Source organism: Alistipes indistinctus YIT 12060 (assembly GCF_025144995.1).
Classification (GTDB): Bacteria; Bacteroidota; Bacteroidia; order Bacteroidales; family Rikenellaceae; genus Alistipes_A; species Alistipes_A indistinctus.
In genome coordinates this window covers 1,494,119-1,506,577 of sequence record NZ_CP102250.1, presented here as the reverse complement: position 1 = coordinate 1,506,577, position 12,459 = coordinate 1,494,119, and the positions used below count along the sequence as shown (strand labels likewise).

The following is a 12,459-nucleotide window of genomic DNA, read 5'->3' as shown; positions in this document are numbered from 1 at the left end:
ACCGGAAGCGGGAAAAACAGAGTGCGGTGCGGGAGTGTAAATTACGGGAATAACCGGCGTGGAAATGTCGGTTTGGATTGCAAATTGGAAGGCGGGTGAAGGTGCCGGCTTGTTGTTTGGGTTTTGCGCTTCGGGAAACTTTTACAACAAATGGTCGTACAGGACTTTCAAGCCGATCAGGATCAGGATCGCGCCTCCGAAAATTTCGGCTTTCGAGCCGAGTTTCGAGGAGACGTGTTTACCGATGAGAATCCCTGTGGCCGAAATCGAAAAGGCGGCCGTGCCGATGAGCGCGGCGGCGAGCAAGATATTGCCCAACGGACTTCCGTCATAGAGATGTACTTTCACGAGGCCGAGGCTGAATCCTGTGATCAGTGCGTCGATGCTCAGCGCGATGCCGAACATCAGCGTGTTCCGCAGCGAAAGCAGGTCGCAATCCACCTCGTCGTCCTGGACGGCGGAGAGTCCTTCGCGAATCATCTTGGCGCCGAGGAACGCGAGCAGGAAGAAGGCGATCCAATGGTCGTAATCGGCGATCAGGCGGCTGACGTTCGCGCCGAACAGCCAACCCGCAAGGATCATCAAAAAATGGAACAGTCCGATGACGATCAGAAAACGCACTTTTTCGCGTCGTGTAGTGCGTTCGCTGACGAAGCCGAGCGTCAGCGAGACTGCGAACGTGTCGAGACTGAGACCTATACCGAGCAACAGGATAGCGGCCAGATTCATAAAACGGGTAATTTCCGCAAAGGTACGACTTCCCGCCGAACAAAGCCCTTTTTCGCGCATAGAATTCTCTAAAAATAGCTAATTTTGTACCATGGATTTCAAATTGGTATCGGATTATAAACCTACCGGCGACCAGCCCGAAGCGATCGAACAGCTCGTTTCGTCGTTGCGCGGCCACAGCCGCCACAACACGTTGCTGGGCGTAACCGGTTCGGGTAAAACGTTCACGATGGCGAACGTCATTGCGCAGCTCAACAAACCGACGCTGATCTTGAGCCATAACAAGACCCTTGCAGCACAGCTGTACGGCGAATTCAAGAATTTTTTCCCTGAGAATGCCGTCGAGTATTTCGTCTCCTATTACGACTATTACCAACCGGAAGCCTATTTGCCGACGACCGATACCTACATCGAAAAGGACCTGTCGATCAACGAGGGGATCGAGAAGATGCGCCTGAGCACGACTTCGTCCCTGCTGAGCGGGCGTAACGACATCGTTGTCGTGTCGAGCGTGTCGTGCATTTACGGTATCGGTAATCCCGAAGATTTTCATGCCACCTCGATCACGCTGAAGGTCGGCGATATCATCAGCCGCAACAAACTGCTGTACGGATTGGTCGATGCGCTCTACACGCGCAGCGAAACGGAGTTCAAACAGGGAACGTTCCGTGTGAAGGGCGATACGGTCGATATCTATATCGCTTATGGCGACAAATGTTACCGGGTCGTTTTTTATGATAATGAGATCGAGGCGATTTATGCGGTCGACCCGATGACGGGACAGCGGCTCGAATCGCTGGAACGGATCGTGGTCTATCCGGCCAACCTGTTCGTCACTACGCGCGAACGCATCGAGCGTGCGATCCGCGAAATCCAGCTCGACCTGGGCAAACAGTGCGAATTTTTCGAGTCGGTGGGCCGTCCTGTCGAGGCGCGCCGGCTCAAACAGCGCGTCGAGTACGATCTGGAGATGATCAAGGAGCTGGGGTACTGTCCCGGCATCGAAAACTATTCGCGCTATTTCGACGGGCGTGCGCCCGGCAGCCGTCCGTTTTGCCTGATCGATTACTTCCCGAAGGACTTTTTGCTGATTGTCGACGAGAGCCATGTGACGATACCTCAAATCCGGGGGATGTACGGCGGCGATGCTTCGCGCAAGCACAACCTGGTCGAATACGGTTACCGGTTGCCTGCGGCGGTGGATAACCGCCCGCTGCGTTTCGAGGAGTTCGAATCGCTCGAGAACGAGGTGATTTATGTGAGCGCCACCCCGGCCGATTATGAGTTGATCAAATCGGAGGGTGCAGTGGTCGAGCAGTTTATACGCCCGACGGGTTTGGTCGATCCGTCGGTCGAAATTCGCCCGACTTTCAACCAGATCGACGATTTGGTCGAGGAGATCGATAAGCGCGCCCGTGTAGACGAGCGGATTTTGGTGACGACGCTGACCAAACGGATGGCCGAGGAGCTGTATAAATACTTCGACCATATGGGTATCCGTTGCCGCTACATCCATTCCGATGTCGATACGCTGGAGCGGGTGCAAATTCTCGACGACCTGCGTGCAGGGCTGTTCGACGTGCTGATCGGTGTGAACCTGCTGCGCGAGGGACTCGACCTGCCGGAAGTGTCGCTGGTCGCGATTATGGATGCGGATAAAGAGGGTTTCCTCCGGAGTGCGCGGTCGCTTACGCAGACTTCCGGCCGTGCCGCCCGGAATGTCGGCGGTCGCGTGATCATGTATGCCGATACGATTACCGATTCGATGCGCCTGTCGATCCAGGATACGAACCGTCGTCGCGAAAAACAGTTGTACTACAACGCGACTCATGCCGTGATGCCCAAGCAGGCGATCAAAAGCGGTACGAAAATTATGTCGGGCGAATCGTTAGGAGCCAATTACACTCTCGGTGTACAGGGTCTGGATGCCGCAGCCGACCCGGTGGCCGCCTATATGACCGACCGCGATATCGATGTGGCGATCCGCTTGGCCCGCGAAGCGATGGAAAGTGCGGCGCGCGACCTCGACTTTACCGCTGCGGCCCGTTATCGCGACCAGATGTACGCGCTGCAGGAACGGCAGAAAGTGATGCAGGGCACTGCTTCAGATAAACGGCCCGGCCCGAAAAAATAAGTTTCAAGTAGCTATTCTGAAGACATTTCCGACCCGAACGAATTTTCCGCATGACACCAGCCCAACGCCTTACGAAGATTGTCGACTTCTTTTATATCCGTCCGGTCCGGGCGGTAATACCGCTCCAGACATTCCGTTACGCGATTTGCGGCGGAGTCAACCTGGGGCTGAACTGGGTGCTGTATGCCGTACTCTATAACTTCATACTCGACAAGGAGATCGTTCGTTTGGGTTTTGTCGCCATTTCTCCCTATATCGCGGCGTTCCTGGTCGTCTTTCCGATTACATTCGTAACCGGTTTCTGGCTTCAGAAACATATCGCGTTCAAGTATTCACCGCTGCGGGGGCGTACGCAACTGTTCCGTTACCTGATCAGCGTACTGGGGTCGGTGTTGCTGAATTACCTGCTGCTGAAATTTTTTGTCGAGGCGGTGCACCTGTATCCGACACCGTCTCAGGCGGTTACCTCCCTGCTGATTATCGGGTACAGCTACCTGATGCAGAAATATTTTACTTTCCGCGGCTGCGAAAGCTGATCCGTAGCGTGTTTTGCCTTTTGGCCCGGAGGTGCCGAGGAGCGATTTCCGAAATGAGGTTATATCCGGTACGTCGTGGAATAGAAGGTTGACGGTGCTACCCTCAGGAGCAGACGAACAGCACGGCGATCAGCCAGTAGACCGCTGCCTGGATCCAGGCGAGTATGCGTGGCGGGATCTGTTCGATTGAAAATTTTGCGGCCAGGTAGTCGGCGACCAATGCCACCGTGGTGAAGATTACGACGGCCACCGCAGCGAATGTCAGGCCCAGCAGCAGTGTATCCGTTTTCGGCGTCAGACTCTCCCGGCTGATGAACTGCGGGAAGAAGGCGAGGAAAAACAGGATCACTTTCGGGTTCAGCAGGTTCATCGTGATACCGATCCGGTAAAGCCGGCGAAAAGAATTATTCTCAGGCGTCTGGGGAGCGCCGTCCGGAGCAGGGGCAATGCCGGATGCCGCCGGGTCGGTCGTAATGGTTTCCGTTTGCCCGGCACAAGCTGCTGGAAAGGGTTGCGGCTGTTCGATAGCTATGTTGCCCGGTGAAGGTACTTTCCCCCGGGCCGTTTTTCGGTAGGCGCGTAACGACGCGTAACCCATCCACAGCAGATAGCAAATGCCCGCGTATTTGATCCCTGCGAACAGAGCCGGGGACGAAGCGATAATCAGCGAGAGTCCGAGCGCTGCCGCCGCGGTGTGGAAAAAGAGCCCGGAGCAGAGGCCGAGTGCCACTGAAATACCGGCACGTTTCCCATGCAAAATGCTTTGTGTCAGCACAAACAAAATATCCGGTCCCGGGATCAGCGTCAGCAGCGACGAGGCGATAATAAATTCGACGAGCTTCATTCGGTTAGGATTTGGGCGATTCGGGACGGACGTTTCCTTTTTATTGGTTTCAACGGTTCTGTGCGATCGCAGTCCGGTCTCCGTTGCGGTTATTTGACCCGGAGCCGCTGTTTGAGCCGCAGGATCGTGGTTGGCTTGATGTGGTTCAATTGGCAGATTTTCGACACCGAAGTGGAATAAGTACGTGCCAGCTTCGAGAGCGTATCGCCGCTTTTGATCGTATGGTAAACCGCTTTTGAACCGTTGTTAGACGAAGAGCCTGAAGTCGCAGCGGAGCGCTGGGTATCGGACACGTCGCCGGTCGAGCCTCCGTTCGCCACGAGGGCCGATTCGTCATCCGCCACCGTCTCTTCCGAAAGAGCATCGGAGGTGCTCAACGGCCGGGTCGCCGCTTTGACGTTGCCGCCCCGGTTGTAGAGGTAGAGCGTGTTCGTGTGCAGGCGTTGGTTTTCGGTGTCGAGCAGCAGGCTCGGGTTCAGGGCCTGGTTCGCCACGCGGAACTCGAAATGCAGGTGTTCGGTGGTAGCCCGCCCGGTGCGGCCCGCCAGCGCGATCGGATCGCCCGCTTTCACCACATCGTTGACCGTGACGAGGTTGCGCGAGTTGTGCGCATAGGCGGTTTCCATGCCGTTATAGTGGCGAATCACAATGATATTGCCATACCCGCTGTACGGTTTGGACATTCGTACCACACCGGAGAAAGCGGCACGGATCGTATCGTTCGGAACGGCTTTGATGTCCACTCCGGTGTGCATCGACCGGCCCCGGTAGCCGAATCCGGAAATCTGTTTACCCGGATAGGGATAGCAGAAATCGCTTTCGAGTTCTGCGAGCGGAATTTCCAGTTCGCCGGAAGGTGGGAACGGATTGTTCAGGCTCATCGGGATGCGGACGTTAGCGCTCTCCGTTTCGCCGAAAGTCATCCGGGGCAGCGGGTAGCGATAAGGCAACTTCTTGGGCGTTTCGGTCTCGGGTAGCGAATCGCTAACCGGCTGCTGTTGTTTTCCGGAGGCCTTGGCCTCTTTGTCCGACGTGTCTTCTCCTGCGGGCTTGGAATAGTTCTTGCTGGCCGAAGAAACGTTCGGATTGTACCGGCTGACCTCTTTGTCCTTGTACAGGGATTTTGTGACGGAACAGCTTGACAGCAAAAGTATTGTTAAGGTATAGGATAATGTTCTCAACGGCAGCATCGTATTTTGACTTTAGATTCGGCAGCTAAAAGTAGCGATTTTTTGCGAAAAGACGCCCGTTCACCCGCTTTTCTTGTGGTGTCGGACGGTGCAGGGAACTGTGAGGATATGAAAATAAAAACTATCTTTGTTCAATAAGTAAGGATTAAATATGCAATCGATTATGGATACAGAAAAAACCCGATGCCTGATTATCGGCAGCGGCCCCGCAGGCTATACGGCCGCCATATACGCTTCCCGCGCGAACCTCAACCCGATCCTATACGAAGGGACCGAACCCGGAGGCCAGCTCACCTCGACTACCGATATCGAGAACTTTCCCGGTTATCCGGAGGGGATCAGCGGTACGGCTATGATGGAAGACCTGAAGAAGCAGGCCCAGCGTTTCGGCGCCGATGTGCGTTTCGGCATTATCACGAGCGTGGATCTTTCGGTACGGCCGTTTAAGGTGGTTGCCGACGGTAGGCGGGAGATCGAAACCGATGCGCTGATTATCTCCACCGGTGCGACGGCTAAGTATCTCGGTCTCGCTTCGGAACAGCGTTACAAGGGCATGGGTGTTTCGGCCTGCGCGACCTGCGACGGTTTTTTCTACCGCAAAAAGGATGTCATCGTAGTCGGCGGCGGCGATACCGCCTGTGAAGAGGCGACCTATCTGGCGACGCTGTGCAACAAAGTGTATATGGTGGTACGCAAAGACTACCTGCGTGCTTCGAAGGCGATGCAGGAACGCGTGATGAAGACTCCCAATATCGAAGTGTTGTTCGGCTATACGACCGTCGAGGTACTCGGCGACGAGAACGGGGTGACCGGCGCGTTGGTGCGCCACACCGGCGGTGAAGAGAAGGTGATCGATGCATTCGGTTTCTTTCTCGGTATCGGGCACCATCCCAATACGCAGCTCTTCGAAGGCCAGCTGGAACTGGACAAAGAGGGATATATCAAGACGGTTCCGGGTAGTTCCCAGACCAGCGTAAAGGGGGTTTTCGCAGCCGGAGACGTGCAGGATCCGCGGTATCGCCAGGCCATTACGGCTGCGGGATCGGGATGTATGGCGGCGCTCGACTGCGAACGTTATCTGCTGGACATTCAGTGCCTGCAATAGAATCTGTGTCGCAACAGAACGGATGGTGAAATAGCATCATAAAAAAGAGTGAGGGCCCCGCACATTTTTATGCCTGTTTGTATAATATTGCTGTTTGACCGGATACTCTGCTGACCCATTGCCATGTTTGATACGCGTAAGATATTTTCCATCGCCTCCGGTGCGGACTTCGATCAGGCCGCACTGGAGGTGTTTCGTTTTCAGGCCGAGGCCTGTACACCCTATCGGGAATATCTCGAACTTTTGGGTATCGACCCTGCCGGAGTGGAAACTGTGGAGCAGATTCCGTTCCTGCCGATCGAACTGTTCAAGAGCCATCGTGTATACAGTGGTTCTTTGCCTCCGCAGCAAGTGTTTACGAGCAGCAGTACGACCGGGCAAATTCCTTCACGGCATTATGTCGCCGACCTCGCTATTTATGAAGAGGCGTTTACCCGCGCCTTCGAACTGTTTTACGGCCCGGTCCAGAAGACGGCGGTCTTCGCGTTACTGCCGAATTATCTGGAGCGTGAAGGTTCATCGCTGGTCTACATGGTCGATGCGTTGATCCGCAAAGGTGGGGGTGGTTTCTATCTTCATGACCACGAGGAACTGTTACGGGATATGGCGGCGCATTCCGGTCCGAAAATCCTGCTTGGTGTCAGTTATGCGTTGTGGGATCTGGCCGAAGAACGGCCGGGACCGTTGTACGGCACGATTGTCATGGAGACCGGGGGAATGAAGGGACACCGGGAGGAGTTGCCGCGTGAAGAGTTCCATCGCCTGCTGTGCGATGCGTTCAGCGTGCCTTCGGTGCATTCCGAATACGGAATGGCAGAACTGATGTCGCAAGCCTATTCGTCCGGGGAGGGGCTTTTTCGCACGCCGCCGTGGATGAAGGTGATCGTGCGGGACCTGCACGATCCGTTCGGGCGCCTGCCTGTCGGGTCTACGGGCGGCGTGAACCTGATCGACCTGGCAAACCTCTATTCCTGCAGCTTTGTGCAGACGCAGGATCTGGGGACACTTTATACGGATGGTAGTTTTCGTATTCAGGGGCGCATATCGGGTAGCGAAATTCGGGGATGTAACCTTTTGGTGCAGGAGTGACCGAGTAAACCGCACAGCCGGGGAGACGATCGGGATAGCCTTTGTTTCTGCAGCCGGTTTGTGCGGCATAATATGATGAACAGTCGAGTAAAATGATTCAGATCAAACGACCCGAGGAGTGTTGCGGCTGCACGGCCTGCGCGGAAAAATGTCCGAAACGGTGTATTTCGATGCAGCCCGATGCCGAAGGGTTTCTCTATCCGGTAGTGGATGCAAGCCTCTGCATCGAGTGCGGCTTATGCGAGAAGGTATGTCCGGTGCTGCACCGTTACGGCGCACCCGAACCGGCTTCTGTGCGGGCCTATGCCTGTTGCAACAGGGATGAACCGGTGCGGATGGCCAGCTCGTCGGGCGGAGTGTTTTCGCTGTTGTCCGGGGAGGTGCTCGACAAAGGCGGTGTCGTGTTCGGCGCCCGGTTCGACCATGATTTTTCAGTGGTACACGATAGTGTCGAAGAGATTGCCGGGCTCGGGACCTTACGCGGATCGAAATATACGCAGAGCCGGATCGAAGGCAGTTTTCGCCGGGCGGAATCGCTGCTTAAAGCGGGACGGGAGGTGCTGTTCGTCGGCACGTCATGCCAAATTGCGGGGTTGAAGCGGTTCCTCGGGCGCCCGTATGCGAATTTGCTGGCGGTCGATGTGCTGTGCCACGGCGTTCCCTCGCCGAAAGTGTACGCACAGTATTTCGCTCAGCAAACCCGGCGCGTCAATGCGGAAGCACAACCTGCGACCGAACCCTACCGGCTTGCGCACCTGGAATTTCGGAACAAGGAGGAGCGCGGCTGGGGACGTTATTGCATCGTGTCGGAATATGTCCGTACGAACGGAGGCGAGTCACAGCAATTGCGATTGGCGGTACCCTTCACCCATGAGATGTTCATGCGCGGTTTTTTGCATAACCTCTACCTTCGGCCGTCTTGTCACGAATGTCCGGCGCGCCGGTTGGCGGCCGGGAGCGATTTGACCATTGCCGACTATTGGGGAGTGGAGGAGCATCATCCGGAGATGAATGACAACAAGGGCACGTCCCTGGTTATTCCGCTGAGCGATCGGGGGCGCAGGGCGTTTGCCGCTCTTTCGGTGTCGTTGAAAACGATCGAAACGCCGCTTCAAGAGGCATTGCCCGGCAATCCGTGCCTGATGCGTTCGGTCAGGCCGCACCGGAACCGGGCCCGTTTTTTTGCAGAGTTCGAACATGCGGAAGATCTGCCCGCCTTGATCTCCCGCCTGACCCGGCGCACGCTGCGCGAACGTATGCGCCGCAAACTCCGGGGCGGGTTACGTCGCATCGGATTGGTGCGGTAGACTTACCTGCCGTGAGGAGGATGGCGGAAGAGGTAGACGACAGTTGAGGTGGGAATCCTTGTACCGGGAGCTACGTCAACGAAACGGCATTGCATGAAAACAGATCATCACACTCCGGGCCGGATTGCGGTGATCGTGTTCAAACATATAGCAGCTTTTTATGAAACGCATTCTGATCGAACATTTCCAAAGTCTCGATAATTACGGGACCGGTATGATGGGGCTGGTGACCGTGCAGGCGCTTGCCGATCGTTATGGTACCGCAGAGGTGGAATTTCATTGCGATTTTGCCGATGCTGCGACACTCGAGGCTGTCCGGCGCGAGTTACGGGGCGATGTCCGGCTGTACCGCCATGAACCGGCCGATTACTATACGGCTTCGATCACGAATATCTGGGGAAGGCGTTTGCACCGCCTGTTCCATCTTTTCTTTTCGCCGGAGGGGCGAGGCTTCGACCGGCTGATCGTATTGGGAGGGGACGATATTTCGGAATATTACTCGAAAATCGACCCCTGCGTCAACCTGTTCAAAAAGTGGGAATCTTCGTTCCTGACCCGCGTGATCCTGCTCGGACAGACACTCGGTCCTTTCTCGACGCTCTATAACCAGTTGGCGGTGCGTTACCTGATGCCGCGCCTTGAGGTATATGCCCGCGACCGGGTCAGCGTGGATTATCTGCGCGACAATTTCCGGGTGAATGCGTCGCTGAGTGCCGATCTCGCTTTTGCCGACCTGCCTTTACAGGGGGATCGTACGATCGAAAGCGCGGTATTGGAGCGGTATGGGTTAGAACGCGACGGTTATTTCACGGTGGTCGTATCGGCGGGACAGCGCGGGGGTAAGTACTACTGTCAAGATGCGGCGGACTACCTGGATTGCTATCGGGATATCATCGGTTCTCTTGCACAAAAGGAGGCGCTCGCGGACAAAAAAATCGTCCTGTTGGCGCATACGTTCGGCCGTTACGGTGATGAGACGGAGTACGTTCGAAAATTATACGACCGGTTACCGGGGGCGTTGAAAGAGCGGACGGTGCCGGTCATGGATAAGATTTTCCAAACCCGGGCGCGGTTCGTGCTCGGAAACGGTCTTTTTACCGTGACGGGACGCATGCATGCGGCGGTCTCTACGTTCCAGATGGGGCGTCCGGCGGTTTGCCTCTCGTACAGTACGAAATTCCGCGGTGTGATCGGTGGCAGTCTCGGACAGGACGATCTGGTGATCGAAGCCGACGACAATGCTCTGTGGCACAGTCGCCGGATCGTCGCTCTGGTATGCGACCGGGTAGATCAGGTACTTGCGGAATACAGGGAACGCTGCGAGCGGATCGGTAGCCGGGTCAAAGAGCTACAACGGCAAGTGGCCGTTACGCTCGATGAGATTTCGTCGGAGAGGCCTGCCGGTCGGAAACCGGTACAGTGATTTGCCTGGCGGCAGAAATGCGAATGCGGATTATCCGTAGTTGCCCGGATATGCCGGGAATGCCGTTGTAGGAGTGCATACGGTCAGGGCAATCGAGGAGATTCATTGGGTCAAGTGATCTCCTCAGCGCTTGATCCGTAAGAAAACGATCAGTTATGGATATTACATTTTCGGTAGTTATTCCCTTGTATAATAAAGGGCGGGAAATTGCCCGCACGCTCGGAGGCGTTGCGGCGCAAACCTATACGCCGCTGGAAGTGATCGTGGTGGATGACGGTTCGACCGATGATAGCGCCCGGGTGGTCGAAGGGTTGGACCTGCCCGGCGTGCGCCTGATCCGGCAACCGAACGGCGGCGTATCGGCGGCCCGCAACCGGGGCATTGCCGAGGCGAAGGGCGATTACATCGCGTTGCTCGATGCCGACGACTACTGGAAGCCGGAATATCTGGAACGGGTAGCGGCGCTGATCGGACGTTATCCCGGCTGCGGATTGTACAGCATGGGTTTCGAAGTACACCGCCCGGAAGGCGTTTTTCCGAACGAGACAGTTATGCAGGAGGGGATAGTCGGTAACTATTTCCGCACGGCGATGCGGGTCAACCTGACCCAGACTTCCAGCGTGACGATTCCCCGCGCCGTATTTGAACGGCTCGGCGGTTTTCCCGAAGGGATGAAATTGGGGGAGGATCAGTACGTATGGACGAAGATCGCACGGACCTATCCGGTCTGCTATTCGCCGCAGCGCTTTTCGGAGTTCAACCTGATGGCGCAGAACCGTTCCGCGCAGAACTACAAGATGGAGCGGACTCCTTATTCGTTTTGGGAATTTTACGATCCCGGGACGCCGGACTGCAACGAGTATATCGCACGCTGCGAGATTGGCAAGGCTTTGGTCCACAGTGTATACGGTTATACGGATGCTGCGCTTGAGGTCGAACGAAGGTACAGTTATAACCGACATTACCGGCTCGGATGGTGGAAGTTGCGTATCCTGAACCGCTTGCCGGTGATGTGGCGCCGCCCGTTGCTCGATTCCTACAAACGGGTGACCTGGCTGGTGTCGAAAAAAGGGTTGCTCGGGTAGGCGCTACTACCGGATTAGGCCCAACAGCCCCCGCGAGATATTCCAGCGCATTTTGATCAGGTAACGGCCCTTGATCGGTTCGCCCTGCACCGTATAACCGAGGGCGAGGACGAATGTTCCGCCCCATTTGATCCCTTCGCTGAAAAGCCGTTTCAGGTAGGTGGCAGTTCCGAGGTTCCGGGTGCGGACCCGTTCGCTTTTACCGATCATGCGGGTGAGCCGGTCGAAATATTCGGGCGTCAGCTTTTGTTCCGGGATGATGTGATAGATGATTGCACCCGGCACATAGTAGATCTCTTCCCCTCCGGCCCGCAGCCGAGCGAACAGGTCCTTCTCCTCGCCGCCCATCGGAGAGTTGCCTGTCCGCCCCAGTTCCGGATTGAACATCCCGTAACGTTCGATGGCCGTGCGCCGGATACCCATATTCCCGCCGCCGGGATAGGTGTGTTTCGGAAAGGGAACGATCTTTTCCCCATAATAGAATGTTCCGGCGATCGGCCGTTCGGCATAACGGCTGAGCCATGCCGGTACCGGGAATTCGTACAGCGGTGTGACCACGCCGCCGCAGGCCGCTGCGGTCGGATACATCCCGAAAAAGTCGTAGTAACTTTTGAGGAAATCCCGGTTGACCAGTTCATCGTCGTCGATGATGGCGAAATAGTCCCCTTTCGCGTGGTTTATTCCGCAGTTGCGGGCATGGGAAAGTCCCTGGCGGATTTCGGTTACCATCGTAAAGTTGAGTTCCGGCTGAGCTTCTGCAAAGGAGCGGCATACTTCCGCAGTGTGGTCCGTCGAGTTGTTGTTGACCACGATGATCTCGAACAGTTCGGAACCGAGGCTTTGGTTGGTGAGGCTGTTCAGTGTGCGGGGCAGATAGTCGGCCCGGTTGTAGGTGGCGATAATCAGCGAAAGTCTGACCGAGGAGCGTGATCCTGGCGTAGTGATCGTTGGGGCACTCATGGCGCGTGTTTTTGGCCGGACAAGTTGGAATCCGGGCATTTGTGCATGTGTAAAAGT

Annotated in this window: 11 protein-coding genes; 7 read left to right on the top strand and 4 right to left on the bottom strand. The window is 56.0% G+C overall.

Annotation, left to right across the window (positions count from 1 at the left end):
• Positions 1 to 141: 141 nt before the first annotated feature.
• Positions 142 to 729 (bottom strand): manganese efflux pump MntP, encoded by a 588-nt coding sequence (locus NQ495_RS06405; protein WP_009133780.1) that lies wholly within the window; start codon positions 727 to 729, stop codon positions 142 to 144.
• 91 nt (positions 730 to 820) lie between these two features.
• On the opposite strand from NQ495_RS06405, the gene uvrB reads away from it, so the two are divergent.
• Positions 821 to 2,863, top strand: coding sequence for an excinuclease ABC subunit UvrB (gene uvrB / locus NQ495_RS06400; RefSeq protein WP_009133781.1), 2,043 nt, complete (start codon positions 821 to 823; stop codon positions 2,861 to 2,863).
• Positions 2,864 to 2,913: 50 nt separating this feature from the next.
• On the top strand, positions 2,914 to 3,399 hold the full coding sequence (locus NQ495_RS06395) for a GtrA family protein (protein WP_009133782.1): 486 nt from the start codon (positions 2,914 to 2,916) through the stop codon (positions 3,397 to 3,399).
• Positions 3,400 to 3,502: 103 nt separating this feature from the next.
• On the opposite strand, the gene NQ495_RS06390 is transcribed toward NQ495_RS06395, so the two are convergent.
• The gene (locus tag NQ495_RS06390; RefSeq protein WP_009133783.1) at positions 3,503 to 4,243 is read right to left on the bottom strand and encodes a LysE family translocator; all 741 of its coding nucleotides are present in this window, start codon (positions 4,241 to 4,243) and stop codon (positions 3,503 to 3,505) included.
• An 89-nt stretch (positions 4,244 to 4,332) separates the two neighbouring features.
• On the bottom strand, positions 4,333 to 5,391 hold the full coding sequence (locus NQ495_RS06385; protein ID WP_050807966.1) for a peptidoglycan DD-metalloendopeptidase family protein: 1,059 nt from the start codon (positions 5,389 to 5,391) through the stop codon (positions 4,333 to 4,335).
• 205 nt (positions 5,392 to 5,596) lie between these two features.
• Between NQ495_RS06385 and trxB the strand changes: the two genes are divergently transcribed.
• The 5 genes from trxB to NQ495_RS06360 all read left to right on the top strand — a co-directional run bounded on the left by trxB (position 5,597) and on the right by NQ495_RS06360 (position 11,442).
• Positions 5,597 to 6,538: a thioredoxin-disulfide reductase gene (gene trxB, locus NQ495_RS06380; protein ID WP_040294453.1), complete on the top strand. Its 942-nt coding sequence runs from the start codon at positions 5,597 to 5,599 to the stop codon at positions 6,536 to 6,538.
• Positions 6,539 to 6,661: 123 nt separating this feature from the next.
• Positions 6,662 to 7,627: a long-chain-fatty-acid--protein ligase gene (locus tag NQ495_RS06375; protein ID WP_009133786.1), complete on the top strand. Its 966-nt coding sequence runs from the start codon at positions 6,662 to 6,664 to the stop codon at positions 7,625 to 7,627.
• Positions 7,628 to 7,719: 92 nt separating this feature from the next.
• Positions 7,720 to 8,934 (top strand): Coenzyme F420 hydrogenase/dehydrogenase, beta subunit C-terminal domain, encoded by a 1,215-nt coding sequence (locus NQ495_RS06370; RefSeq protein WP_040294187.1) that lies wholly within the window; start codon positions 7,720 to 7,722, stop codon positions 8,932 to 8,934.
• A 160-nt stretch (positions 8,935 to 9,094) separates the two neighbouring features.
• Positions 9,095 to 10,357, top strand: coding sequence for a polysaccharide pyruvyl transferase family protein (locus NQ495_RS06365; RefSeq protein ID WP_009133788.1), 1,263 nt, complete (start codon positions 9,095 to 9,097; stop codon positions 10,355 to 10,357).
• A gap of 155 nt (positions 10,358 to 10,512) precedes the next feature.
• On the top strand, positions 10,513 to 11,442 hold the full coding sequence (locus tag NQ495_RS06360) for a glycosyltransferase family 2 protein (protein WP_009133789.1): 930 nt from the start codon (positions 10,513 to 10,515) through the stop codon (positions 11,440 to 11,442).
• Positions 11,443 to 11,448: 6 nt separating this feature from the next.
• Here the strand turns inward: NQ495_RS06360 and NQ495_RS06355 are convergent, their stop codons facing one another.
• Positions 11,449 to 12,402 (bottom strand): glycosyltransferase, encoded by a 954-nt coding sequence (locus tag NQ495_RS06355; RefSeq protein ID WP_009133790.1) that lies wholly within the window; start codon positions 12,400 to 12,402, stop codon positions 11,449 to 11,451.
• Positions 12,403 to 12,459: the final 57 nt, after the last annotated feature.